Here is a 26,268-nt window from a genome sequence, read left to right as displayed (position 1 = left end):
CTTGGTTACCTCTTCATAGAATCTTTTATAACTTCCACAATTCTTTCAACGGCATTTTGCAATTCACTTTTATCCATAGCTGCTATAAACTTACTTCTATTTTCATATAGTTTATCTAATTCCTCTATAAATCTTTTATCCTCAAGATCTTCTTCCTCCAAAACCAAACTATATCCTTTTTTCTCAAAGGAACGGGCATTCAGAATCTGATCCCCTCTACTAGACTTTTTGGATAAAGGAATTAATAGATTAGGCTTTTTTAAAGCTAGCAGTTCAAAAATCACATTAGCCCCTGCTCTAGAAACTACTATATCAGCACAATTCAAAAGATCCGGCAATTCATCACTAACAAACTCAAATTGCTTATAATTTTCTAAAGCTAAACTATTATCCAAATTATTTTTCCCACAAATATGAATTATCTGATACTTTTCCAATAACGGACCTATATTTTTTCTTACCAAATCATTTATTTTCTTAGAACCAAGGCTACCTCCGATAACTAACAAAACAGGCTTATCTTTAGAAAAACCACAATAGCTTAGTCCTTTTAATCTACTACCATCCAACAGTTCCTTTCTAATAGGAGTACCTGTAAGCACAACCTTACTTTTTTTAATATGTTCCATTGTTTCTGGAAAGGTAACACATACTTTCTTACTATAAGGTAAGGCAATTTTATTTGCTAAACCCGGCGTAATATCAGACTCATGGGAAACCACTGGAACCTTATTTAAAAAGGCACCTATAACCACTGGAACTGCAACAAAACCACCCTTTGAAAATATTACGTCAGGCTTTTCTTTCTTAATTATTTTCTTAGCTTCAAAAACCCCCTTAATTACTCTAAAGGGATCTGTAAAGTTCTTTAAATCAAAATATCTTCTTAATTTACCGCTAGAAATTACATGATACTTTATACCTTCTTGCGAAATAATCTTCCTCTCAATTCCATCAGCAGTGCCTATATATTGTATTTCAAACCCCTCTTTTTCTAATGTTGGTATTAAAGCCAGATTAGGAGTTACATGTCCAGCAGATCCTCCGCCTGTCATTATTATTTTATATTTTGCCATATTAAGCCTCCTTAAAATTCAACTCTAATCAATTCAATTAGTAGAAAATCTTATATCTTTTATTACCAGTTGCAAAGTTATACTTCCATTATATTCATTAATATCAGGATAATAAATTATGTCCGCTTTTATATCCCCCAACACTCCCTCTAAAAACCTATCATAGGTCACTTCATCATAGGCTCTAAGAAAAGCTTCCTTAAAATATCCACTTGAGTCAAAAAATATACCATTAATTTTATTATAGCTTTCCTCTGGACGTATTAGCAATTTAAATACATTTTTTTCTTTCCCTAAAACATATACCCTCTCTATTATGATTCCTTTTTCAGCAAATAAGGGACTTGGATTCCCCTTTCCAAAAGGTTCTAAGCTTTTTATTTCATCTACCAACTTAAAAGATACATATTTTAAAGGTAACCTTTGATCTATTCTCACTTTAGGAATTAATTCTTCTTCTGTTAGCTTGCAATTTTCATTGAGCCTCTGTCTTAATTTATCAATATTCTCAAAACATAAAGAAAGTCCTGCTGCCATAGGATGTCCACCAAACTTATCTAAAAGATCCTTGCACTTAGATAACTCCTCAAACATATTATACTCATCAATGGATCTAGCAGAACCTTTAGGCATATCTTTACCCTTTGTTAAAATAATAGTTGGTAAATTATACTTTTCTCTTATTCTCCCTGCCACTATACCAGCTACACTTTCATGGATCTCTTCATCATAAATTACTAGAACCTTATCTTTCTCCATATGGTTCCTCTCAATAATACCCTCTGCTCTCTCTACCCCCTGTAAAGTAATATTCTGCCTTTCTATATTTAATTCCCTTAATTTCTTAGCTAGTTTTTTAGCTCTTTCATAATCATCTGCCAGAAATAACTCCACAGACAATCTAGCGCTTTCCAATCTTCCGGTAGCATTAATACAAGGTCCTATAATAAAGCCTATATGATAAACAGTTATAGTTTTATCAGCTAAAGAACATTCATCTATAAGGGCTTGTAAACCTATATTCTCTGTCCTATTAAGCATATTTAGACCATACTTAGCTATAATTCTATTTTCATCAACTAAATCCACAACATCGCAAATAGTAGCTATAGCAGCATATTGTATATATTCTTCACACTCAGCACTGTCTATACCCATTTGATCATATAAGCATTGTACAAATTTAAAAGCTATGCCACCACCGCATAGCAATTTAAAAGGATAATTGCAGTCCTGCTGCTTAGGATTAATTACTGCATCTGCTGGTGGTAGAAGATATTCCTTACTGCCTTCTAAATCTACAAAAGGCACATCATGATGGTCTGTAACAATTACTGTCATCCCCAGTTCTTTAGCTAACTTAATCTGCTCCATTGCTGCTATACCATTGTCACAGGTAATAATTACTTCACAGCCCTGCTCCTTAATAATTTTAACTCTATGGCTATTCATTCCATAGCCTTCATCTTCTCTGTCAGGAATATGATAAAATACATCTGCTCCGCATCTAGTTAAAGCCTTATATAAGATATATATGCTCATAACACCATCTACATCATAATCACCATAAATACAAATTTTTTTATTATTTTCTATAGCATCTTTTATGATGGCAAGAGCTTTGTCCATATCCTTCATTAAATGTGCTGAATGTAAATCCTTTAAAGTGCCATAAAGAAACTTTTTTATAGCCATTGGATCTTTTATATCTCTGTGGATTAGTAAAGCTGCTATTATAGGATTTACTTCTGCCTTTTTAGCTACATCCTTTATATCTATACTAGTTCCTTTTAACATCCACCTTTTTTCCATATCTATTTCTCTCCTTCATCTGCACACAAGATCTGTATTGTAGGATTTACAAAAACCTTGTTAATAGTTTTACTTATATCTTCATGACTAATATTAAAATTATTATAACTTTCCAAGATATATCCATAATCATCAAACATTAGTTGATCTACAGTGATTCTTTTACAATACTCTATGGACCTCTCAAAAGCTAAGCCTTCTTTTAATATCAATCTCTTTTTAATATTTTCTATGTTTTCTTTCTCCATCCAATTATAATTTTTTAACTTATATATGCAAAATTCCACCGCTTTCATAGCTTCTTCAATTTTTTTCTTTGAAGTACTAATATTTATGGAAAAAAGCTCTATACCTCTTTCATATTTTATATTACTAAATACCTCATAGGCTAAAGCCCTTTCTGTTCTAATCTCATCATATAATATGGAACTTGTACCCTCTCCAAATAAGACATTTATATATTTAAGCGCAATTAATTCCCTTCTACTTAATTGATCAATAGGATAGATATATTGTATCTTGGCTCCTTCCATATCTGCAAAGTCCACAAAAGTACCCATATTATTTTTCTCATATTGGATCTTTGTTAGTGGCCTAGCCTCTCTTTTCCAATTACCAAAGATTTGGTTTACCACATTATATATATAATCACCATCTAGAGAAGTAACGATAGTTATAACACAATTTCCCGGGAAATAATGCTCTTGATAAAATCTTTTCACCTCCTCTAAAGTTATTTTCTCAAGATTTTCCTCAGTGCCAATTATTAAATCTTTAATTCTTCTATGTCTAAAAGCATTTGCAAAAAGATTATCTTCACAACTTTGACTTAAATCTTCCTTCCAGTCTCTAAGCTCTTCTTTAATTACCTTCATCTCTTCTTGAAACCCATCCCTTGGAAAAGTAGGGTTAAGTATTATATCGCTATATATGTCAAAAGCATCAACAAAGTCCATGCTGTTTACGGACCCATAATATATTACATAAGGATAATTAGTCATAGCATTATTAAAACCAAAAATCTTATCCATCTCACTATTAATTTCTTTTTCACTTCTTTTTGATGTACCTTTAAAAAGCATATGCTCTACTACATGAGCAGTACCAATATGGTAACCTTCTTCTTCTAAAGCTCCAGCTTTAAACCCAATACAGAAGGATGTGATAGTTCCTTCTCTATACTGATAAAACAACTTTATGCCATTGTCTAAAATGTAAATTTTCATACCTTCCTCCAAAAATAAAAAATAAGGATGTGAAATAAAATTCAACATCCTTTATTATATCAAAATTATCCTTACATATTTTATAAACAATAAACTTTTCAGCTATGTCAATTTTTACTTATTTGCCAAAAAGAAATTGTAAAGCATTCCTTCCTTTAACTCTTCACTCTTTTCATTAAGTCCTAAAGCTTCTAATATAGCAAAGGCAAAAGGCAATGCAGTGGCAGGACCGCGACTTGTAAGTATGTTATTATCTAAAACTACTACTTCCTCTTTATAAATAGAATTGTTTAAGAAATTTTTCACGCTTGGATAAGAGGTTATATTATGTCCATTTACAATACCAGCCTCAGCCAATACTGTTGGTGCAGCACAAATAGCTGCAACTAATTTACCGCTCATATAAAAATCTTTTACTAACTGTACCACTCTTACATTGTTCTTTAAATTATCAGTACCTGGTCCCCCTGGTAAAATTAATCCATCATAATTATTTTGATCTAAATTATCTAAATTCAAGTCACTTTTAACTTTAATATCGTGAGCACCATTAACATACTCTTCTGATATAGTACACATGTCAACCTGTACTTCTGCTCTTCTTAAAACATCAACAACAGTTAATGCTTCTATTTCTTCAAAGCCTTCCGCTAAAAATAATAATAGCCTTTTCATACAAAAACACCTCCGAAATTATAATCTTAATAATTCCCAAAAAAAGAACGGGGTATGCGCCCCGACTTATTATATTTGCTTATAATTATATTTCGCATTAATAACTATTACAATAATTTAGCAACATTTTTCACACTATTTTAACATCTTTAATATAGTCATCCAATACTATTAACATTAAGTTATTACCTCTACCAGCTCTGTTTTGGATTTTTATATCTTCCACCTTTATTCTTCTTTCCTGTTTTTTATAAGATATTAAGATTAATTCCCCATCAGTATCTGAATTAACAGCCACTTCTGAATCCTTTTCTCCGGCATTGATTATTCCACCAAAAATTACTTCATCATCTTCCTTTAAACTTATACCAGTAACTCCAGAAGCAATTTTCCCCATTGTATTTATAGAGGACACTAAAAATCTAATACTCATAGCCTTCTTAGTAACAATAATAGCACTACTATCCTCCTGTTTTGAGCTAGTAATTGACACTAAAGAATCTGTTGCAGTCTTAAATTTATAAGCTTGTGTGGTGATGTAGTTGCCTTGAAAATCTTCTAGAGGAGTTTTCTTTAGTAAGCCCTTTTTACTAAAGAAATAAATATAGTTTTGTTCTGTATATTTATCAACAACCATAACATACAGTATTTTATTTATCTTTGGATCATATTCTTCCACTAAATTTTTAAGTTCTATACCTTCCTCTGCATTTTCAAATAAATAGTAAGGGAACTTATAAACTAGTCCGCTACTACTGAATATCAAAATATCCTGACCATAAGAAACAGTAAGCTTATAACCACTTTTATGTCTCTCGCTTGCCAGCCTTTTAATAAGGCCTTCTTTGCTAACAGCTAACGTATATGGTTCAAATTCATAATTATCCACAAAGTCTATTGCTACTAGTTCATCTCTCCCACCAATTGGACACAGCTGAACTCCTAACACATTTCTATCAACTTTGTCCAATTCTGGTTTTCTTACTGTATAGGTAAGACCTAGCTTACTAGTTAATTTTATATAATTTATTTCCACATCAGGATTTTCAAGGCCAACATATATCAATCTTTCATCCTTTTTCAATTTTAAAGCTAGTAATTTGGTATAGCTTGTTACAAACTTATTTAAGGAAGTTCTCTTGATATAGCCCTTATTGGTAATAAGCATAAGTGTTTTATCTGCAGCGAGCTCTTGAAAAGAGAATACAGCTATAATCTTTTCCAAATTTAAATCCAACCCCTTAATTAAGGTGTCTAACTTCTCTCCCTTTTCTCTCCACTTATATTCTGGAATTTCTATTCCCTTTATTTGATACATATTACCTAGGTCTGTAAAGAATAACACCGTATCCCTTGTATTAGATGGAAATAAAAATTTATTATAATCTCCCTCTCTATATTCTATTTCTGACTCATCAGCATTAGATCTATTATAGGATTTTTGTGGTACTCTTTTAATAAATCCTTCATTGGACATTGTTACCATAGTATCTTCTATTACAATTAATTCTTCCACATCAATTTTAGCTTCATTTTCATCATGAATAATTTCCGTCCTTCTGTCATCACCGTACTTTTCCATTATCTCTATAAGCTCATCTTTTATTACCTGCAATAAAACTTGCTCATCACCTAATATTTTTCTTAAAGACTTAATTCTCTTTTCTAATTCCTTATACTCTTTTTGAAACACGGTAATTTCTAAACCTGTCAATCTATATAACATTAATTCCAAAATAGCTTCTGCCTGAAGCTCTGTAAAGCCAAACTTTGAAACTAAATTGTCCTGAGCATCTTTTTTAGATTTTGAAGCCCTTATTGTTGCTATTACTTGATCCATTATATCTATAGCCTTAATAAAACCTTCTACAATATGGAACCTTTTCAAAGCAATATCTAATTCTGTTTGAGTTCTTCTGGTAATAACTTCTTTTTGATGTTGTAAATAATGATATAAAATAGCCTTTAGTCCTAAGGTTTCAGGCTTCCCCTTTGCCAAAGCCACCATATTAAAACTTAAATTACTTTGTAGATCTGTCTTTTTATATAAGTACTTTAAAATCTTATCGCCTGTTTCATAATCTGTAGACTTTCTAAATTCAATAACCGCTCTAATACCATTTCTATCGGACTCATCTCTAATATCTATAATAGGATCTAATACTTTAGCGTGCTTCTTGTCTCCTGTCATTTCAGAAATAGTTTGCAGTAACTTTGCCTTGTTCTTTCTATAAGGGAATTCAGTAATAACAATCCCCAGTTTACCGCTTTCAAGCTTTTCAATAGAAGCCTTTGCTCTTAAAGTCACCTTACCTATTCCTGTTTCATAGGCAGAAAGTAAGGATTCAGCCCCTATTAATACACCTCCAGTAGGTAAATCTGGTCCTTTTATGTAATTCATTAATTCCTTAGTTGTAATATCAGGATTATCAATATAGGCTAATAATCCTTGAATTACCTCCCTTAAATTATGAGGAGGTATATTGGTAGCAAGTCCTACAGCTATACCAAAGGCGCCATTAACTAGTATATTGGGATATCTACTTGGTAGCACCTTTGGCTCCATATCACTTTCAGAGTAGTTTGGTATCATATCAACAACGTTTTTATCTATATCCCTTATCATTTCCAAAGCAATAGGAGTTAATCTTGCCTCCGTATAACGCATAGCCGCTGCACTGTCTCCATCTATGGATCCCCAGTTTCCGTGACCATCTATCAAAGGTTTTCTTGTGGTAAAATCCTGAGCCAATATAACCATGGAATCATAAACGGAAGCATCACCATGAGGGTGAAATTTACCTAGAATATCCCCTACAATTCTTGCAGATTTATAATAAGGTTTATCAGGAGTAGCCTTAAGCAAATAGGCACCATATAAAATCCTCCTGTGAACCGGTTTCAATCCATCTCTTACATCTGGAAGTGCTCTATCTTTTGCCACCTCTACTGCATAAGGTAAGTAATTATCCGGCATGGCTTCTTCTAATGGAACTTTTATAATATTACGATCCTTAGGAATTGCACTGCTCTTTTTTACCATGCTATCATCTCCAATCTGTTAAAATTCAGCATTCTTATACATATAGTTTTTTCTTGGTTCTACCACATCGCCCATCAACAAGGAAACCATTTTTTCCGCCTTTGAAGCATCCTCTATAGTTACCTGTTGCAAGGTTCTTGTTTCTGGATTTAAAGTAGTCTCCCACAACTGATCTGGATTCATTTCTCCTAAACCTTTATAGCGCTGTATTAAAGCCCCTTTTCCCACTTCTTTCTTAACAGCTTCTAGCTCTTCATCACTATAAGCATATTTAACTATTTCTCCCTTTTTAGTCTGCTTATATACTTTATATAGAGGTGGTAAAGCAATGTACAAGTGTCCATTGGTTATTAATGGTCTCATATATCTATAAATATAAGTCATCCAAAGAGTTCTAATATGATATCCATCTACATCCGCATCGCTCATAACAATAATTTTATTATATCTTAAATCTTTTTCATTATAATTATCCAGAATACCTGTACCTATAGCAGTATTAAAGATTTTTAACTCCTCACTAGATAAAACATTTTCCAACTTTTGCTTTTCTGTATTCATGATTTTACCCTTAGAAGGCATAATGGTCTGAAATCTTCTATCTCTAGCCTGCTTAGCACTACCTCCCGCTGAATCTCCCTCTACTATAATAAACTCTGCTAGTTCAGGATCTTTCGTGGTACATACTGCTACCTTTCCTGCTAAAGGTGCTGCTCCTTTACCTATCTTCTTCTTTTCCGCTTCATTAATCTTTTTTATTTTCTCTCTTCTTTTCGCAGCTTGAACGGCATTAGTGATAATTTGGCTAGCCAAATCCTTATTATCTTCTATCCATTCAGAAAATTTAGTGTAGCACAAATCATTCATCATAGTATAGGCTTCATTATTACCTAATTTAGTTTTAGTCTGACCCTCAAAGATAGGATTAGTAAGCTTAATCCTAACTATGGCAGTCATACCTTCCCTTAAATCATCTCCTTCAAATTCCTTGTCCTTATCTTTTACAATATTTAGCCTTCTAGCCCATTCTTTAAAAGCTCTAGTCATTCCAGTCTTAAAACCTGTTTCATGAGTTCCTGATTCCGTTGTAGGTATGTTATTAACATAGCTAGCTATATATTCAGAAGAAGAATCTGTGAACTGCACACAGACCTCTGCATACATAGACAATCCATTTATTTCTCTTTCTCCTTCAAATAATATAGGTTCATGATGAAGTACAGTTTTGCTTTCATTTAAATAATCTATAAAATCCAATAAACCTCTTTCAGAATGATACTGCTTAGTAACAGGTTCTTCCTGTCTATTATCTATAAACACAAGAGTTATTCCCTTATTTTGAAAGGATAGTTCTTGTAATCTCTCATCTATAACTTCTGCTTTAAATTCAGTAACAGAAAAAACTTCATCGTCTGGCATAAAAGTTATTTTTGTTCCAGTTTCCTTTGTTTCACCTACTACCTCTAATTTAGTAACAGGTGTTCCCGGCATAAGCTTATTCACAGAACTATCATAGGCATACTCAAACCTCTGCCTATATATCTTACCATTCTGGTATACTTCTACCTCTAACCACTTAGAAAGAGCATTAACTACAGAGGCTCCTACTCCATGAAGCCCTCCAGAAGTTTTATAATTTTTATTATCAAACTTACCTCCAGTGTGAAGTTCAGTAAAGACCATCTCCACCCCAGACTTTTTCTTTACAGGATGAATTCCGGTAGGAATACCTCTACCGTTATCTATAACAGTTACACTTTTATCCTTATTTAATATAACTGTCGCCTTATCTCCATAGCCATTAGAAATTTCATCAATAGCATTGTCTAGTATTTCCCACACACAATGATGCAGTCCTTTACTCCCTGTGGAACCTATGTACATACCAGGCCTTACCCTTACAGGCTCTAACTTTTCTAAAGAAGTAAGGTCTGTCACATCATAACTGTTTTTTTCCATCTTCTCGTTACTCATGAATGTGTCCTCCCCCAACTAAATAATCATAATGTGACTATTTCTCTAAATTTTTCAACACTATGTTCATTTAGTAGTATTAAATTATATTTACACTTGTTCTTAAATAATCTATTCTCATGAATAAAATTCAATATGAAGTTTTGAGTATATTCTGTTATTAAAGGATTTTTTCTATACTATAAATCATCTTAAGCATAAATATACCTAAATCTTATATTAGTCCCAAATGTATGTTTGGGATTTCTAAAGTTAATCATTGCAAAAATTCATCCTCTTGTCAATATGTATTACAACTACCAAATTAAATTCTTACGAATATTAAAGTGCTTATAATTAAAAGTTATATTTTAATTCTATAATACATAAGTTATATTTTATCATGTATTAGAACAGAAAAGAAAGTATAAAAGTGGCTTATTAGCCACTTTAGAAATTAGAAGTTGCAAATTAAGATTAATTTTAGATAGGACAAAATTAATGAAAACCGCATTTAGAAATTTATTAAGGCTAACTTACTTATTTAGAATTATCAACTAAGTAAGCATAGGCTAATCTAATTAAATATCTCAAAGCCTTATCACCTAAATCACTATAAATACCAAGCTCCCGTACAGCTTCCCTAGAAAGGGCTATAGCCCTTTCTTCTTTAATTTTATAATCATCATCAACATAAGCTTCTTCTACAAACTTCACCGTAGAAGCTACTGTTTTTAATATATTACTCACATTTTCCCTTGTAGCTTCGTTTCTATCTAATTCCTTAAGTATAGTATAAGTTATACCATAATAATCATCTTCTTGCAGTATTCCTTTATCATTTAAAAGATAAACAAAGTAAGCAATGGCAAGCACCATTAGTACTAATAATACATATTGAATTATTAGTGCTGTCATTTTATACCTTCTTTTAAATTGCTATATTATTATTATATGCAACATTGTAAAAATGCTACGTATTAATTGATTTTACTAGAAGTGGCTCCTTTGCTTTTCATAATTTGCTCCATACCTTCAGTAGCCTCTATTGTGCCATCTTTCTTAATCCATAAGGCCTCTACCCCATCAAGACTTTCCACTAATTTTCTTCCTTCTTCATAGGGTGTTAAAAATACTGTTGTAGATAAAAAGTCTCCTAGACCTGAATCTTCTGTAACTACAACTACAGCCCTAAAATAATCGCCTGGCATTAGCGTAGTTGGATCTATGAGATGATGATAAACCTTACCATCTACCACATAATATCTTTGATAGTCACCACTAGTTACAACGGATTTATCATTTACAAATAAGGTGTCAAGGGAAGTACTTTCATTGGATACTATTTGTTTATCTGGATCTTGAACTGCAATTCCCCAGTATTCACGCTGCCCATCTAAAGGCTTTCCAAAGGTTCTAACATTTCCACCAGCATTAATAATACCGGAGGTAAATCCCTCTTCAACAATCATATTTGCAACTAACTCTGTTGCATAGCCCTTAGCCACAGAGCCTACATCTAAGCTCATTTTTTCATCTTCAAGGTAAACGGTGCTGTTTTCTTCATCTACAATTACCTTGTTTATATCAGTATGCTTTGCAGCTTCCTGCAAATCTTCCATAGGAGGAAGTTTAGCACTTTCAAGATTATCCTTTCCCTCTGTTCTGTAATCATGCCATATTTTCAGAACAGCGCCCATAGCAATATTAGTCTTTCCCCCTGTAGACTCATACCATTTCTTTGAAAGTTGAATAAGATCAATTATTTCCTTATCTACCTTTACTGGCTTAATACCTGCATTGTCATTTATGGTTTTTACATTGTTCATACCTTCATAATTTTTATAAATATCAAACAATTTATTAAGCCTTATAAATTCAGCTTCTATCTTTTCCACATAGCCATCAAATTCTTCTTTGCTTTTAGTGTAACCCATAACTGTTACCACTGTATCAAAGGTATCAAAAAAAGAATCTGTATACTTTTCATATTTCTCTTGTTCTTGGCAGCCAGTTAATGCACCCGTAATTAAAATCATTGACAGAAACATAGACGTTATTTTTTTACAAAACATTTCGTTACCTCCTGGGAACTTTGATTTATAGAAATTAGTATTGATTATGTTATCAAAATATATGATTTATAACAAGGTTTAAAAATAAGATTAATTTAAATGGAACTTCAATAGACTATTTTTTCTTAATATTCATTACAAAAAGGCTGTTGCCCTACTACTTTTTGCAACAGCCTTCTATCTTAATTTGGGATATATCAATTTTAATCAAAGATACTAAATTACCAAACCCATATTATTTTGCTTTATTGCTTGCTTCTTCTAAAGTCTTTAGGTATGTGTCAACACTAACTGTAACAGAAGCCTTTAAATCTGCATCTTCAGCAGCATTTACAGCTTTTATTTCATCTACCTTCTTACCCTTCATCCAGCTTGTAAATGCAGCAGCTTGTTCATACCATTCCTTGCCGATAGAAGATGCCTTTTTCATTCCATAATTGTCACCAAGTTCAACCTTAGTCTTGAATTCACCATTTTTGTCTGTAGTTACTTTTCCGTCTTTATCAAATTGAACCTTAGTTTGAGCTGTATCTAATATAGCTCCTGCCACTTTACCATCTTTATCAAAAGCAGTAACCATCATAACTGTATCAACTTGAGCTACAGCACCATTTTCTCCTTCTGCGCTCTTTGACTTAGCTATAGATATATCATTTCCTAATCCTAGTTTCTCTGCACCATCAACGGCAACAGCATTAGCAAAAGCTTCTTCAACTGCTTTAACATAGTCATCAACACTTACTGTAACAGAAGTCTTTAAATCTGCATCTTCAGCAGTATTTACAGCTTTAATTTCTTCTACAGTTTTACCCTTCATCCAATCTTCAAGGGCAGCTATTTGTTCATACCATTCCTTGCCTATACCAGATTTAGCCTTTAAACCGTAATTATCACCAAGCTCAAGCTTAGTCTTATATTCAGCATTTACATCTGATGTAAGTTTCATATCTTGATCAAATTTAACTGCAGTCTGTGCAGTATCAATTGTAATCTTCACAACTTTATTATCCTTATCAAAGCCTACAGCAGCCATAACTGTATCAACTTGTCCAGTTGCAACGCCATCTGTTAAATCCTTTGATTTTGCTATTGAAGTAATATGTCCTAAACCTATTTTAGCGATACTTCCTTCAGCAGTTTTAGTTTCAGTAGTAGTTTTAGTTTCTGAATTGCTTGTGTTATTTGTATTTTTGTTCTCAGAACTTGAACCGCATCCAGTTAATAAAGCCATACTTAACACTGGTGCTAAAATAATTGATAATACTTTTTTCATGTTTCACCCTCCATTTTGATATAAAAATGTTTTTTTCATTCCCAAATAAATATTAACACATTGTTAAGATTTAAACAATATATTTTTTAATATTTTTATATTTTTCTACATTTTTCTCTTTATTACCACCTTATTTTTGCTGAAATTTAATATTTTTGCCTTTAAATCCAGTTTTAATTATATGCACTAACCTACACTGTTTATGTTATAATAAAAAATGAGAAGGCTTAAGTTTTATCTCACTCAAACCTCCTCACTTTCTATGTGAAAATTATTCCAATAGTATTAAGCATTTTCTCCTTGAATACTATGAATTATTGCTGTTTCTTCTTCTATATCTTCTCTTTGTATTTTTATCTTTATTTCTTCACCTATATGCTCCTTATTATATCGAGTCAAATGCTTTCTCAAATTTTCTTCATTTACATCACTATTGTGATTTACCACTATTGTAAATTCTCGAATACGCTTAATGTTTTTACTATTACAAATTTCCTTAATTGAATTTGATATCTTATCTAATAAGTAAGTATCCTGCATATTATCTTCCCTCCTAAATCTTTGAATATCTACTTCACATTTAGATAAAACTTTTCTTGACCAATAGTTCCAATTAATTTTATGCTTTATAATAGCTAATTATTATAAAAATCAACAAAAAATCGGTAAAGTTTTTTAGCTCCACCGATTTATAATGTGTTTTATGAATTTTTCATTACTATATTTACTATATCATCTGCTACATGCTCACATTTATCACAACACTTTTCTAATCTATTATATATTTCTGTCCAAACCATTAATTCTATTGGATCCTTACAGCTTTGATAAAGCTCCTTTACTCCATTTACATACAGAGCATCTGCTTCTTCCTCTAATTCATATATGGCTCTAATTTCATTATGGAGATTTTTAGACTTTTTAAAGTTTTCAAATTCTACTAATACAGTATAGATAGATTTGCAGCATTTCATGATTAAATCAATAAATTTAAGAACCTCTAGACGAATAACCTGTATATTATACATATTAATCGCAATTAAAATATCTTCAATAGCATCAGTTACATCATCTATCTTTTTTGAAAGACTGATTATATCTTCTCTTTCAATAGGTGGCAAAAATTCCTTTGCTAATCTGTTTATCAGTTCATGATTTGCAATATCAGCAGAATGTTCAATATTATGCATTTCTCTTATATGTTCTTCGATTTTGCTACTATTAAAATTCTTTAATGTGTTCATCAAAATATCAGCAGCCTTTGCTAAATAGCTACATAAATCTATAAAGGCTTTAAAATAATTATAATTTTTACTATTTTTCATATACCTTGTTCCTCTCCTACACTAAAAAATTCTCATAAATAGATATGAGGTCAAATATCCTACAATACCACATCCCGGAAAGGTTAAAATCCAAGCTGTCATCATCTCCTTAACTATACTCCAATTAACAGAAGACAGCCTTTTTGCTGCTCCTACCCCCATAATTGCTGTTGTTTTGGTATGGGTGGTGCTAACAGGTAGTCCAAATACAGATGCCACTAATAGACTAATAGCCCCAGCTAGATCTGCTGAAAAACCTTGATAGGCATTTAATTTTACCATGCCCATTCCTACAGTTTTAATAATGCGATATCCGCCTATGGAAGTCCCAAAGGCCATTACTGCTGAACAAAGCAACATCAACCATATTGGTATTGTAAAGTTAGTTACATTACTTTGTCCATTAGCTAGAAACACTCCCAGCAAAAAAAACCCCATAAATTTCTGCCCATCTTGGGCACCATGCATAAAAGCCATGGCTACTCCACCAACGATCTGAGCTTTTTCAAAAAAAGGCCTTGATTTTCTTCTATCTGTATTTTTAAAAATTCTCTCTATTATCTTAACTACAACAAAACCAACGAAAAATCCTAGAATAGTTGACATAAATAATCCGTATATAACCTTAATCCACTCATTACCGTTTATGCCGGAAAAAGCACCTTGAAGTGCTATAGCAGCCCCAGAAAGTCCAGCAATTAAGGCATGACTCTCACTGGTAGGAATACCAAAGGCCCATGCTGCTAAGGCCCACATGACTATAGCAAACATAGCTGCACAAAGGGCTACTATCGAATTCTTATGATTTCAACCAAAGTCTACCATATTGTAAATTGTATGTGCAACAGTTGCATTTATAACAGTCATAATCAGTACTCCCAAAAAGTTAAAAACCGCTGCCATAAGAATGGCATTTTTAGGGCTTATTGCTCTAGTTGAAACGCAGGTAGCAATAGCATTAGGTGCATCTGTCCATCCATTAACTAATATAACACCTAAAGTAAGTAACACTGTAATAAGCAAAATAGGATTTGATGTGATCTGCCTTAAAAATTCGCTTAATGAAATACTCATTACATTGCCTCCGGCTTATTTCTTCTTATTTGCTAGTATGTTTCCACAATTATAATATTATCACTATATTTTTTTAATGACATAAAGAGCTATATAGTTTTTCTCACTCTATTCCAATACGTTTTCTGTTTTATTTTTCTATACCTTTATATATAGCAATCTATTTTGTCACCGATAAAAATAAATCACATTTTCAGCAATAGTTCATATGATACTCTTGTAAGAATATAAAAGGAGTGATATTTATGTATAATTATTACAATGGATTTCCTTATGCTCATTGCATTAATACCAAAGTACCTAACTGTAACATTATGAATAATACTAGTAATTTATATCAATGTCCTTACTACGGCTATCCATACAGATATTCCCCCTATACTCCAAACTATCAACTGAATGACTATGGTCCAGAACCCTATGTTCTTAATATTGAAGAGGTTACTAAAGAAAATCCTAACTTTAGAACTGCTATATGGACAGGAAAGCATTTACAACTTACTTTGATGAGTATAGAAGTAGGTGGAGAAATTGGTTTGGAAGTCCATCCAAACACTGATCAATTTATACGTATAGAAAAAGGACAAGGTATTGTTAAGATGGGTGACAATAAAGATAATTTAGATTTCCAAAGAAGAGTCTATGATAACTATGCCATAATAATACCTGCAGGTAAATGGCATAATGTAATTAATACAGGCAATACACCTTTAAAATTATATTCAATTTATGCTCCACCTCAACATCCAAAAGGTACTGTTCATGCTACTAAAGCTATAGCAGATGCTGCAGAAGAAAATCACCGTTAATATTGCAATAGTTTAAATTATATGAGGCTTGTTCTATTTTAAAAGAACAAGCCCCTTCATTTAATATTATAGTCTTTTTTTATATATCATTTCTAAGCTTTAGCCATCCACTTACTTCCTCTATACCTTACTATAAAGAAAGCAGATCTAAATATCCAATCTATAATCATCGCAACCCAAACACCAAACATCCCCATATTCATATACTTAGCAAAAAGAAAACCAAAGCCTAATCTAAAGATCCACATAGATACTATACCAACTACCATAGTGTAACTCACATCATTTGACGCCCTCAAGGTATTAGGCAGTGTAAAAGATAGTGGCCATATTAAGCAGACATTTATGCCATGAAATATTATAACTTGCTTAGCCATTGCAGTAGTTTGTGGAGATAAATTATATATTTTTAATATAAAAGGAAGCAGCAAAATAATAATTATATTTATAATAATAGAAGCTATATATGCGTATTTTAAAAGTTTTTTATTATAATACCTTACTTGTTCATAATCTCCTGCACCTACACACTGACTTACTACCGTTACCAAAGCTAGTCCTATTGATGAAGCAGGCAGAACTTGAAAGGATGTAACAGTATTTCCCACCGCATTAGCTGTTATAGATGCAGTACCAAAAGTCGCTACAACACTTAACAAGATAATTTTACCAAGCTGAAACATACTATTTTCAACTCCGTTAGGTATACCTATATGGAGGATCTTAATTACCATTCTCTTATTAAATTTATAACGAAAGTGCTTACTAATGTGTATAACTAGATCCTCATTTCTAAGTAAAGCTACAATAATTATAGCGGCTATCGCCCTTGAAATTAGAGTAGGAAAAGCAACCCCTTCCACTCCCATTTTAAAACCGAATATTAGCACAGCATTTCCTATAACATTAATGGCATTCATTATTATTGAAGTTATCATAGTAATTTTAGAATTGCCCATAGCTCTAAATAATGCTGCTCCACTATTATACAGAGCAATAAATGGAATACTTGCAAAAACTATTAACATATATGTGGTAGCATATGCTGCTACATCTTCTTCAATTTTGCCAAATACCACATTTAATATAAAATCTTTACCTAAATACAATAGAGCCATAATGATTATTGAAATTAAGGTTACAAAAATCAATAATTGCTCTCCTGCCTTAGATGCCTTATCGTTACGCTTTTGCCCAATATATTGACCTGCAACTACTGCTCCACCGGTAGCCAGTGCTGCAAAGATATTAATAATTAAAATATTAATTGAATCCACAAGAGAAACTGCTGATACTGCACTTTCTCCAACCTTAGCAACCATAACGGAGTCTGCCATACCTACAGCAACTGCAAGAAATTGCTCAATTATTAGCGGGAATATTAATCTTATCAAAGCTTTATTAGAAAAAATATAGTCCTTTTTTAGTTTTAAATTTGCTTCCATTTTACGATCCTTTCCATAAAGAAATACCTTATACTAAGTATAAGGTAAATCATTTTTAGCTTTAGTTATTATGTAAATCTTTCAATAGATCTTAGCATCCTATATTAACAACAACCGGTGCCGTCAATTGAACAAGCATTTACTGGAGACTTTGATTCTTCTGATTTTTTTATATTAATATGTTCAAATATATCAAAAGTTTTGCTTCCATCTTCTAAAATAAAGAAAGGAATTCCAACTTTCCCCTTCTCTTTAACAGAAGTAAAGATTGATTCCGTATCTCTATAATGTAAAAATTCTTTTAAGGTAGATATTCTTTCTGTGATATTTCTATATTCTAACTGAATATCATCATAATTATTTAATTGTTCTTTAGCCTCAACACAATCTGGACAAATATCTGCACCATACATAATAATTTTCATAATAATCTGCTCCTTCCTAATAATTTATCTTATCGTTTTTCTCTAATTAAACCATAAAATATAGACTTGGGCAAATAGTATTTTAATCTTGTAGGTACTCTATGCCCCCACTAGCTATATCATTGAAATCAATGCTACTATTTTCTAAGATTGTTGGATAACTAGTTCCATTGCTGTCATACTATCTTATAGTATATTGACTTTGATTTATAAACTTTATATTTCTTATAATGATACTTTCTAAATCCTGTAAGTTAATACCTATTAATTCTGATTAAATATTTCTACATACCTTCTCAATGAATTCTTCTGCTCTCTTATAATCTCTATTATTTGGATGTCCTTGAGACAGTTTTCCGATAATATGAAAAATTTTATTATTAGAAAATTCACTAGCTTTGAAACTACCTTTGCATGCAAAGCTCCCTTTATTTATAGCCCCCTTCGATTTAAGCAGTTTAATTAGTTTATTATTGTAAAACTTCATTCCTAATCCGCTAGTGGAGAATACAAAGGTATTTTTATCTCTTAAATTTAGTTTTTTAACCAAGTTGAATATCTTTGGTGACAGATTCTCCTTGTAGACACCAGATCCAAATCCAATTAAGTTGTATTTTTCTATATCAACATTATTAATATCATGTATATTTAATAAGTCTGATCCCGTTTTCTCTGCAAATAACTTTGCAATTTTTTCAGTATTATTCTTATAAACAGAGCAATATATAATTAAGCTTTTCATAAACAAGTACCTCATACAAATTTACTTTATAATATTACAGTTACCACAAAATTTTTCACTTTAAATAATTTAAACACAACTCTTTTATTATATATCATTTAGACTTTTTTATTATATGCTATTAATAATTAAAATAGAGTTAAAGCGAAAATTCTCTTTAGCTCTATTCATCAACATTTAATCGAACACACTTATAGGAGCTATAATTAATGATTCCTTCATTTATCAAAAGATTATCACATAACATTACTACAATTAAAATACATATAGCAGTGTTATAAATAGTATTTGCTATATTATTTACTTCATACAAATCCATAGAAAATTCTAGTATCTAAATCAGAAAGTCTATAGATAAAGGCACATATACCAATGACCTTTTTAAGCACAGAAATATAATTATCATATTCATAAATTTCCCCAGGCAAATTATTTCTTTACAACGCATAAATAACGATCAATTAATTTCAATATCTCCTTCATCTTTCAATAAAACTTCCAATTGATTAGAAATGATTATCCATTCTTTTTTAATTGCCTATATACTTCTTTTTCCTTATCACTTAGTATACAAAATTTACCTAGTCTACTTTCACTTGCATACCACCTAATTGTAAAAAGCTCCTGCTTTTCTAATTTATATGATAATATTAATAATAAAAACTTTTATAAATAATAATAACGCTAGTTAAATCAAGCTATTAGCGGTTATTTATTCTTGACATAGACTAGCTTCTACGATATCATAAAGCTAAGAATACTTACGATTTTCAAAGAAACTCATATATAACTTATTTCAATTTAGATAAATAGCCCCTCATTTGATTTTTTGGTCAAAAATAAAGAAATTTGAGGGAGGTGTGTTTATGAATGCTATAATTAGCAAAAAATTAGTTCCCATTTTATTGATTATATTTATACTTTTTAAGACAATTCATTTACCTATTGACAATAATTCTCAATCTACAACAAAAAATAAAATGTCTAATATCATATCTTTAAAAGAAAAAAATACTTCTATACCTATATTATTGTCAAAGCAAAACTTTGATTTTGAATTAAGTATATTTCCAAATGCAAATTCAAAATTACGTGATCTTATAAAATTCCAAATAAGTCTAGAACCACTATTCATATTAATAGTATTACTAATAGACCTAAGAAAAAGAATAATAAGATTGCTTACCAACTATTTTGAGGGTAATAAATACAAGGACTTACTTACATTATATCTAAATTAAATTAGTTATAGAAAGGACGTAATTGAAATGAACATATTTACAGAAAAATTAAAAGAGGTTTTAACATCGGTTATTCCGATTACTATAATCGTATTATTATTACACTTTACCATATCTCCTTTAGCACCACCTCTTATCATTAGATTTATAATCGGTGCGGTATTAGTTGTTTTGGGTTTGACTTTTTTCCTAATTGGAGTGGATTTAGCTGTAACTCCTCTAGGTGCCATTCTAGGATCAAGTATAACCAAATCCAACAAATTGTGGATAGTAGTTATTTCTGGATTGATTCTCGGTTTCTTTATCTCAATTGCTGAACCAGGTTTATTAGTGCTTGCTAATCAGGTGGCTACCGTAACTTTAGGACAGATATCAAGCAGCAGTATCCTAATAGTAGTTTCTATAGGCTTAGCTATATTGATAGCCTTCGGTTTTATCAGAGTAATATATAATATACCGTTATATAAAACCTTGACAGTTTTATATTTACTAATTTTTATTTTAGCTCTCTTTACATCAGCAGAGTTTCAGGCAATAGCCTTTGACGCTTCAGGTGCTACCACAGGTGTGTTAGCAGTCCCCTTTATTCTCGCTCTTTCTCTAGGTATTTCTAACCTAAAGAAAGATAGTAAGTCCTCAGAAAAAGATAGTTTCGGTTTAGTTGCAATAGCATCTGCAGGCGCAATTATATCCGTTATGCTATTGAATATATTTTCAGGCACCAGTGATTTTTCCGGTAGCCTGGATTTTAATCTATCTCAATCAAATTCAATTATAGCTCCATTTATTCGAGAAATCCCCCCAGTATTCAAAGAGAGTTTTATTGCCCTTTTACCTTTAGTAATAATTTACATCCTTGGGCAATTTATATCCTTTAAGTTAAGTAGAAAATCCTTTATTAAGATATTAAAAGGATTTATATATACCTTTATAGGATTAGTAATATTCTTAATTGGTGTTAATGCTGGATTTATGGAAGTGGGAAGTTTAGTAGGCTATAACATTGCAACCTTAGACAATAAATGGTATATTATAATAACAGGCTTTATTCTTGGTTTTGTAACAATGTTGGCTGAACCTGCAGTTTATGTATTAACTCATCAAATAGAAGATGTAACAGGTGGGTATGTTAAACGAAGGGCAGTACTAATTCCCCTCTGTATTGGTGTTGGTTTTGCAATTGCTCTATCCATGATAAGAATAATAGTACCCAGAATTCAGTTATGGCATTATTTATTACCAGGATATATAATATCAATTGCTATGAGTTATTTTGTACCAAAACTTTTTGTAGGGATTGCATTTGATGCAGGAGGAGTTGCTACAGGACCTATGACTGCAACCTTTATATTAGCTTTCACTCAGGGAGCTGCTGAAGCTATTGAAGGAGCAAGCGTTTTAAAGGATGGCTTCGGAATGATTTCAATGGTAGCCCTCACTCCAATAATCACCTTACAAATATTAGGGTTTATCTTTAAAATGAAGTCTAAAAAGGAGGGTATTCAAGAAAATGGAAAATAATCCTGAAGTCAATGGACTTGAATTGCTCTGTGTAATTGTAAATTATGGATTAGGAAGTAAAATAGTAAAGCACTCCAAAGAATTAGGAATAAATGGCGCTACTATTCTTTTAGGTAAAGGTACTATAAAAAACACTTTCCTAGAATTCTTAGATTTAGCTGAAAGCCGAAAAGAGATTGTTCTAATGGGTGCAGAATCTACTACAGCCTATACTGTACTAGAAGAATTAAATCATAAATTCAAGTTTTGCAAGCCCCATCATGGTATAGCTTTTAGTACTCCTATAACAAGTATCTTAGGAACTAAAAGTTTTACGCCTAAAAAGAATATAGAAAGTAGAGGTGCTGAAAATCCTATGTATAATCTTATTACGGTAATAGTTGATAGAGGTAAGGCAGAAGCAGTAATTGAGTCCGCATCTAAGGCAGGTTCTAGAGGCGGCACTATTATCCATGGTAGAGGTTCTGGTATTCATGAAACCAGCAAAATATTTTCTATGGAAATAGAACCGGAAAAAGAAATTGCATTAATAATATGTGAAGAGCACTTAACAGAAGCAATAGCTAATTCTATAAGAAATGACCTTAAAATTGATGAGCCAGGTAATGGAATTATCTTTATTCAAGATATAAATAGAGCTTATGGTTTGTATTAAGCTATTCATATAAAAATTTTCAATTATATCATATAAAATAAAAATTACTATAGGTAAAAACTATAGTAATTTTTATTTTGTCCTCTATATAGTTAACTTGCCCTGCTAATAATTTTATCTTTATTACTTACTCCCCTTTGAAAATTTATCATAATTATTGATATTATATTTACTATAAATTCCGTCAAAACAAAAGATAACCATATACCAGTCATTTTTAACAAAGCACTTAATATAAGTACTAATGGAACAATTATTACGCATCCTCTACCTACTGATACTATAAAGGAATCCCTAGCCTTCTCTGTAGCACTTAAATACATAGACATACATATATTTATACCTGCAAAGAAAAATCCTATAAAATAAATTCTCAGACCTTTTTTTGCAATCTGTGCTATTTCCCTATTCTTTTCACTGTTAAAAATTCCAACTATGATATCTGTATTAAAGAATAATACTAAATAAATAAGAGTTGCTATCATAACGGAAGTTAGTATGGCATACTTCATTAGCTTTTTTATCACCAAGGAGTCTTTCAAACCATAAGCCTTACTTATTAGAGGTTGTATCCCCTGTGCTATGCCAGTAAATACTGACACAGCTACAAGGGCAATATTAGCAACAATTCCGTAGGAAGCCACTCCTAGGTTACCTTCTAGCCTTAATATAACTAAATTGAAAGTTATAAGAGCCACTGCTGAGGAAATTTCAGTAATAAAGGATGACAAACCTAATCTTAAAATATCAAAACTGATAGATAAACTAAGCTTATTTTTAGTATATTTAAAATTATTTTTCCCTTTTAAATAATGAACAGTCAATATGCCTATGCTTATAATAGGAGCAAGACATGTAGCAAAAGCTGCACCGAACATCCCCATCTTTAGTAGATACATAAATATATAATCTAAAATAATATTACAAAAACTTCCTGTAAGCATCGCTATCATTGCTAAATTAGGATTATTATCATTACGTACAAAAGCAATAAGCACATTATTCATAATAAAAAATAGAGAAAAACACAATATGGTAGATAAATAGGTTTTAGTCATAGGTAAAGTTGAACTATCTGCACCTAGTAGCAAAGCCAAAGTTTCAGAACAGAATATACCAATTATGGCCAGCAATATTCCTAGAAATAGTCCTACTTTCAAACAAGTCGTATAAACTACATTGGCTTTTAGAGCTTTATTTTGAGATCTTAAAATACTGTATCTTGTGGCCCCACCTATACCTATCATCAAGCCTATGCCATGTATAAAGCTGTAAATAGAAATTGAGAAATTAAGGGCTGTAATACCTGTTGCTCCCAATGCCTTTGACACAAAAAATGTGTCTGCAAGAATGTAACAAGAAATTCCCAACATACCTAAGATATTCAAACTTACGTACTTAGCAAAATCTTTAATAATAGCTTTTCCCATGTAAATCCCCCTCTCAAAATAAAAAGGTGTCCCTAACATCCCTTCTAAGACCTAACGGAATGTTTCAGAACACCTTAAAAACTTTACCCGGTGGCAAAGCTTAAGTTTCTAAAATATATATAAAATTGTACTATGATAATCTTATTATAAGATTTCTTATATGTCAACTAATAATTTTCCTGCAAATTATCTGGGAATGTTTTTAATAAAATACAAACTCAACTTATTAATCCTATTGTCCATTTTCATTATCTATTTACAGTTTATAACATCATGTAACATAAAATTTTCTATTAGGAACCATTTTAACAAATTTTGAATAAAATAAAATATACCTTAATCAAAAGCCAAAATAAGTAAGGTTATGAGCGGACATCTTTTAAATAGAAATCTAACTAAATGTCTGTTTTATTAGTTATATAAAATCTATATAATTTAGTAATCAACTATATTAAAAATTACTTCAAGGGTGATAAAATATGAGTTCAGAAAAGGATAATAATTATTTATATGAAGATGATAATAGAGATACTTTCAATAACTTAGATAATAGTGATAATTGTAACAACTTAGATTACGATTTAGAAAATAATGACTGCAACAAAGAGCATGACTTAACCCCTCGTTGTGTAACTGTTTGCGGCTTACCTGGTCCTAGAGGTCCCCAAGGCCCTAAAGGTGAAAAGGGCGATCCTGGTCCTAGAGGTCCTAAAGGTGAAAAGGGTGATCCTGGTCCTAGAGGTCCTAAAGGTGAAAAAGGGGACCCTGGCTGTCCTGGTCCTAGAGGTCCTAAAGGCGAAAAAGGTGATCCTGGTCCTAGAGGTCCTAAAGGTGAAAAGGGTGACCCTGGAAAATCCTTTGACTGTATATGCATGGCACAAATCTCTAACGTTCTAAAACAGATAATATTAATGTTTCCAAATTCAAAACTGTTAGTTAATTATGAGCACGGTGGCTACGCTATAGGAACACCGGTTAATTTGTATCCAGAACATGGAGAAGCTTGTATCTTAAAATTAGATGACCCATGTAGAAATGTAACTACCAATATTAATATTTGCAAGATTGCTGCTATAACTCTTCTTGATAACTGTGAAAAGTCCTTCTTTGATAAAAGAGGAATTATCAGATTTAATTTTCTTAAACCTTGCGCAGAGATATTAGATAGTAAAGCTTACAAATGTGAATATGCTATAAGAAATTCACTAATTTCTGCAGCCTATGCTAATAAAACAGTGAGCATCGTAGCCGGTGGAACCGCCTTACCAGCAAATATAGTAACCGCTGCAGATTTCGGTATAGTTGTTCTAGGAAAAAACACTATCGTATCTACTTGTAAGATTGAAAGTATTTCTTATGTCAAATCCAATAAAGGTACTTGGTGCAAATTCTAAAAGCTTAATAAAAATATCTCGGTTCACAATAATTTTATGAACCGAGATATTTTTATTTCAATATTATCATAACAATTTTTAATTATATTTTTTTACACTTTTAAAGACAAAATAAGTATAAAAATTTTGCAAAGATGGTGTGATATGAGATTACATATAAAGCTAAAACAGCAAAAGCTCCAGTTAAAAATATTAAATCTATAATGTAGCATTAAAATTAATGATATTGCAAAGGCTTTTCATTTGGACTATTAAAGCTAGGTGGTTGAGGATTATCAGTATTAAAGTACTGACCTCCTGGAGTTGAAAGATTGAAATAAAGTTTTGAATCCTTTGTGATTCCCCAATCTTTTAGAGAACCTGTATCTTGTATCTTATTAAAAGCCTCTCTAAACATTGTGTTGTGAGCTTCTTCACGATTTAATAGGAACTCAATAGTATCTCTTACACCCTTATCATTTATTTGTCTATATAAATATTCATATACTACCTTAGCCCTTTGTTCTGCTGCTATATTTGATAAAATATCCGCTGCCAAATCTCCTGTTTCATTTATGTAAGCAGCAGTCCACAAGTATCCAGAAGCATTGCTGAGCATAGGTGTAAGCCCTGTTAGTACATGGGCTTCAATATTGCCAATAGTAGCATTATTGGCATTAAGCTCATGTCCATTAAGCAAATTTATAGTTGTAGCTACCATTTCCATATGACTTAATTCCTCTGCAGCTATATCAAGAAATAAGTCTCTAATTTCCTTATCCTTTATACGAAAACTTTGCGAAAGATATTGAAGAGCTGCTTTTAATTCACCTTGAGGCCCTCCAAGTTGCTCTTGAAGCATAGCTGCATAATTAGGATTTACAGCATCCACCCGAACTTCATGCAGTAGCTTTTTTTCATGTTTAAACATTTCTATCCTCCTTTTAACATAATAAAATTACTTTATTAGCTTTACTCCATTTTTACTAAATATTCATTAGGCTATTAATTACTATATGAATGAATAAAATAATAAAAAAGGAAAACCTACTACGAATTAATCGCAGTAGGCTAATAATTTTATACCTTGGATTA

Annotated in this window: 21 protein-coding genes and 1 pseudogene; 5 read left to right on the top strand and 17 right to left on the bottom strand. The window is 31.5% G+C overall.

What is annotated here, in order from left to right; translation table 11 throughout:
* Positions 1 to 5 precede the first annotated feature (5 nt).
* The 12 genes and pseudogenes from N3C_RS00185 to N3C_RS00130 form a co-directional block, all read right to left on the bottom strand.
* Positions 6 to 1,076: an undecaprenyldiphospho-muramoylpentapeptide beta-N-acetylglucosaminyltransferase gene (locus N3C_RS00185; protein ID WP_074364038.1), complete on the bottom strand. Its 1,071-nt coding sequence runs from the start codon at positions 1,074 to 1,076 to the stop codon at positions 6 to 8.
* A 33-nt stretch (positions 1,077 to 1,109) separates the two neighbouring features.
* Positions 1,110 to 2,888, bottom strand: a complete 1,779-nt coding sequence (recJ, locus tag N3C_RS00180; protein WP_074364037.1) for a single-stranded-DNA-specific exonuclease RecJ — start codon at positions 2,886 to 2,888, stop codon at positions 1,110 to 1,112.
* A 2-nt stretch (positions 2,889 to 2,890) separates the two neighbouring features.
* Complete coding sequence (locus N3C_RS00175; protein WP_074364036.1) at positions 2,891 to 4,114, bottom strand: M16 family metallopeptidase; 1,224 nt, start codon at positions 4,112 to 4,114, stop codon at positions 2,891 to 2,893.
* A 114-nt stretch (positions 4,115 to 4,228) separates the two neighbouring features.
* Positions 4,229 to 4,789 (bottom strand): DJ-1 family glyoxalase III, encoded by a 561-nt coding sequence (locus N3C_RS00170; RefSeq protein WP_074364035.1) that lies wholly within the window; start codon positions 4,787 to 4,789, stop codon positions 4,229 to 4,231.
* A 130-nt stretch (positions 4,790 to 4,919) separates the two neighbouring features.
* Positions 4,920 to 7,832, bottom strand: coding sequence for a DNA topoisomerase IV subunit A (locus N3C_RS00165; RefSeq protein WP_074364034.1), 2,913 nt, complete (start codon positions 7,830 to 7,832; stop codon positions 4,920 to 4,922).
* 18 nt (positions 7,833 to 7,850) lie between these two features.
* Positions 7,851 to 9,806, bottom strand: a complete 1,956-nt coding sequence (locus tag N3C_RS00160) for a DNA gyrase/topoisomerase IV subunit B (protein WP_074364033.1) — start codon at positions 9,804 to 9,806, stop codon at positions 7,851 to 7,853.
* Between the two features lie 519 nt (positions 9,807 to 10,325).
* Positions 10,326 to 10,703 carry a hypothetical protein gene (locus tag N3C_RS00155; protein WP_074364032.1) on the bottom strand — a complete coding sequence of 126 codons (378 nt, stop codon included), beginning with the start codon at positions 10,701 to 10,703 and terminating at the stop codon, positions 10,326 to 10,328.
* Between the two features lie 62 nt (positions 10,704 to 10,765).
* Positions 10,766 to 11,860 (bottom strand): FAD:protein FMN transferase, encoded by a 1,095-nt coding sequence (locus tag N3C_RS00150; protein WP_074364031.1) that lies wholly within the window; start codon positions 11,858 to 11,860, stop codon positions 10,766 to 10,768.
* A 235-nt stretch (positions 11,861 to 12,095) separates the two neighbouring features.
* Positions 12,096 to 13,133, bottom strand: coding sequence for a hypothetical protein (locus N3C_RS00145; protein ID WP_074364030.1), 1,038 nt, complete (start codon positions 13,131 to 13,133; stop codon positions 12,096 to 12,098).
* Positions 13,134 to 13,418: 285 nt separating this feature from the next.
* On the bottom strand, positions 13,419 to 13,673 hold the full coding sequence (locus tag N3C_RS00140; RefSeq protein WP_074364029.1) for a hypothetical protein: 255 nt from the start codon (positions 13,671 to 13,673) through the stop codon (positions 13,419 to 13,421).
* 161 nt (positions 13,674 to 13,834) lie between these two features.
* Complete coding sequence (locus tag N3C_RS00135) at positions 13,835 to 14,458, bottom strand: DUF47 domain-containing protein (protein ID WP_074364028.1); 624 nt, start codon at positions 14,456 to 14,458, stop codon at positions 13,835 to 13,837.
* Between the two features lie 21 nt (positions 14,459 to 14,479).
* Positions 14,480 to 15,532 (bottom strand): annotated as a pseudogene (locus tag N3C_RS00130) (anion permease).
* Between the two features lie 245 nt (positions 15,533 to 15,777).
* Between N3C_RS00130 and N3C_RS00125 the strand changes: the two are divergent.
* A complete protein-coding gene (locus N3C_RS00125) occupies positions 15,778 to 16,341 on the top strand; it encodes a cupin domain-containing protein (RefSeq protein WP_178377745.1) in 564 nt (187 codons plus the stop codon).
* Between the two features lie 92 nt (positions 16,342 to 16,433).
* Here N3C_RS00125 and N3C_RS00120 read toward each other — a convergent pair whose 3' ends face one another.
* The 3 genes from N3C_RS00120 to N3C_RS00110 all read right to left on the bottom strand — a co-directional run bounded on the left by N3C_RS00120 (position 16,434) and on the right by N3C_RS00110 (position 18,953).
* A complete protein-coding gene (locus N3C_RS00120) occupies positions 16,434 to 17,786 on the bottom strand; it encodes an MATE family efflux transporter (protein ID WP_074364027.1) in 1,353 nt (450 codons plus the stop codon).
* A gap of 104 nt (positions 17,787 to 17,890) precedes the next feature.
* The gene (locus N3C_RS00115; protein WP_074364026.1) at positions 17,891 to 18,211 is read right to left on the bottom strand and encodes a glutaredoxin; all 321 of its coding nucleotides are present in this window, start codon (positions 18,209 to 18,211) and stop codon (positions 17,891 to 17,893) included.
* Between the two features lie 274 nt (positions 18,212 to 18,485).
* Positions 18,486 to 18,953, bottom strand: a complete 468-nt coding sequence (locus N3C_RS00110) for a flavodoxin domain-containing protein (protein ID WP_074364025.1) — start codon at positions 18,951 to 18,953, stop codon at positions 18,486 to 18,488.
* 866 nt (positions 18,954 to 19,819) lie between these two features.
* Between N3C_RS00110 and N3C_RS00105 the strand changes: the two genes are divergently transcribed.
* The 3 genes from N3C_RS00105 to N3C_RS00095 are packed head-to-tail and all read left to right on the top strand — an operon-like array spanning position 19,820 to position 22,370.
* On the top strand, positions 19,820 to 20,194 hold the full coding sequence (locus tag N3C_RS00105) for a hypothetical protein (protein ID WP_074364024.1): 375 nt from the start codon (positions 19,820 to 19,822) through the stop codon (positions 20,192 to 20,194).
* 27 nt (positions 20,195 to 20,221) lie between these two features.
* The gene (locus tag N3C_RS00100) at positions 20,222 to 21,715 is read left to right on the top strand and encodes a DUF1538 domain-containing protein (protein ID WP_074364023.1); all 1,494 of its coding nucleotides are present in this window, start codon (positions 20,222 to 20,224) and stop codon (positions 21,713 to 21,715) included.
* Positions 21,705 to 22,370, top strand: a complete 666-nt coding sequence (locus tag N3C_RS00095; RefSeq protein ID WP_074364022.1) for a P-II family nitrogen regulator — start codon at positions 21,705 to 21,707, stop codon at positions 22,368 to 22,370. Before N3C_RS00100 ends, N3C_RS00095 begins: the two co-directional genes overlap by 11 nt.
* Positions 22,371 to 22,462: 92 nt before the next feature.
* Here the strand turns inward: N3C_RS00095 and N3C_RS00090 are convergent, their stop codons facing one another.
* The gene (locus N3C_RS00090) at positions 22,463 to 23,800 is read right to left on the bottom strand and encodes an MATE family efflux transporter (RefSeq protein WP_074364021.1); all 1,338 of its coding nucleotides are present in this window, start codon (positions 23,798 to 23,800) and stop codon (positions 22,463 to 22,465) included.
* Positions 23,801 to 24,279: 479 nt separating this feature from the next.
* On the opposite strand from N3C_RS00090, the gene N3C_RS15190 reads away from it, so the two are divergent.
* Positions 24,280 to 25,194, top strand: coding sequence for a collagen-like protein (locus N3C_RS15190; protein WP_074364020.1), 915 nt, complete (start codon positions 24,280 to 24,282; stop codon positions 25,192 to 25,194).
* Positions 25,195 to 25,411: 217 nt separating this feature from the next.
* On the opposite strand, the gene N3C_RS00080 is transcribed toward N3C_RS15190, so the two are convergent.
* Positions 25,412 to 26,104, bottom strand: coding sequence for a manganese catalase family protein (locus tag N3C_RS00080; protein WP_074364019.1), 693 nt, complete (start codon positions 26,102 to 26,104; stop codon positions 25,412 to 25,414).
* Between the last annotated feature and the right edge of the window lie 164 nt (positions 26,105 to 26,268).

Source organism: Clostridium sp. N3C (assembly GCF_900095445.1).
Lineage (GTDB): Bacteria > Bacillota > Clostridia > Clostridiales > Clostridiaceae > Clostridium_AU.
Note: the sequence above shows the minus strand (reverse complement) of the source record. Positions and strands in the feature narration are given on the sequence as shown.

Excerpts from the sequence above, each read along its gene's own strand:
- N3C_RS00105 (WP_074364024.1), top strand. The coding sequence starts at position 19,820 with ATGAATGCTATAATTAGCAAAAAATTAGTTCCCATTTTATTGATTATA.
- N3C_RS00120 (WP_074364027.1), bottom strand. The coding sequence starts at position 17,786 with ATGGAAGCAAATTTAAAACTAAAAAAGGACTATATTTTTTCTAATAAA.
- N3C_RS00170 (WP_074364035.1), bottom strand. The coding sequence starts at position 4,789 with ATGAAAAGGCTATTATTATTTTTAGCGGAAGGCTTTGAAGAAATAGAA.
- N3C_RS00135 (WP_074364028.1), bottom strand. The coding sequence starts at position 14,458 with ATGAAAAATAGTAAAAATTATAATTATTTTAAAGCCTTTATAGATTTA.
- N3C_RS00090 (WP_074364021.1), bottom strand. The coding sequence starts at position 23,800 with ATGGGAAAAGCTATTATTAAAGATTTTGCTAAGTACGTAAGTTTGAAT.
- N3C_RS00110 (WP_074364025.1), bottom strand. The coding sequence starts at position 18,953 with ATGAAAAGCTTAATTATATATTGCTCTGTTTATAAGAATAATACTGAA.
- N3C_RS00155 (WP_074364032.1), bottom strand. The coding sequence starts at position 10,703 with ATGACAGCACTAATAATTCAATATGTATTATTAGTACTAATGGTGCTT.
- N3C_RS00145 (WP_074364030.1), bottom strand. The coding sequence starts at position 13,133 with ATGAAAAAAGTATTATCAATTATTTTAGCACCAGTGTTAAGTATGGCT.
- N3C_RS00095 (WP_074364022.1), top strand. The coding sequence starts at position 21,705 with ATGGAAAATAATCCTGAAGTCAATGGACTTGAATTGCTCTGTGTAATT.
- N3C_RS00150 (WP_074364031.1), bottom strand. The coding sequence starts at position 11,860 with ATGTTTTGTAAAAAAATAACGTCTATGTTTCTGTCAATGATTTTAATT.
- N3C_RS00140 (WP_074364029.1), bottom strand. The coding sequence starts at position 13,673 with ATGCAGGATACTTACTTATTAGATAAGATATCAAATTCAATTAAGGAA.
- N3C_RS15190 (WP_074364020.1), top strand. The coding sequence starts at position 24,280 with ATGAGTTCAGAAAAGGATAATAATTATTTATATGAAGATGATAATAGA.
- N3C_RS00125 (WP_178377745.1), top strand. The coding sequence starts at position 15,778 with ATGTATAATTATTACAATGGATTTCCTTATGCTCATTGCATTAATACC.
- N3C_RS00160 (WP_074364033.1), bottom strand. The coding sequence starts at position 9,806 with ATGAGTAACGAGAAGATGGAAAAAAACAGTTATGATGTGACAGACCTT.
- N3C_RS00115 (WP_074364026.1), bottom strand. The coding sequence starts at position 18,211 with ATGAAAATTATTATGTATGGTGCAGATATTTGTCCAGATTGTGTTGAG.
- N3C_RS00185 (WP_074364038.1), bottom strand. The coding sequence starts at position 1,076 with ATGGCAAAATATAAAATAATAATGACAGGCGGAGGATCTGCTGGACAT.
- N3C_RS00175 (WP_074364036.1), bottom strand. The coding sequence starts at position 4,114 with ATGAAAATTTACATTTTAGACAATGGCATAAAGTTGTTTTATCAGTAT.
- N3C_RS00080 (WP_074364019.1), bottom strand. The coding sequence starts at position 26,104 with ATGTTTAAACATGAAAAAAAGCTACTGCATGAAGTTCGGGTGGATGCT.
- N3C_RS00165 (WP_074364034.1), bottom strand. The coding sequence starts at position 7,832 with ATGGTAAAAAAGAGCAGTGCAATTCCTAAGGATCGTAATATTATAAAA.
- recJ (WP_074364037.1), bottom strand. The coding sequence starts at position 2,888 with ATGGAAAAAAGGTGGATGTTAAAAGGAACTAGTATAGATATAAAGGAT.
- N3C_RS00100 (WP_074364023.1), top strand. The coding sequence starts at position 20,222 with ATGAACATATTTACAGAAAAATTAAAAGAGGTTTTAACATCGGTTATT.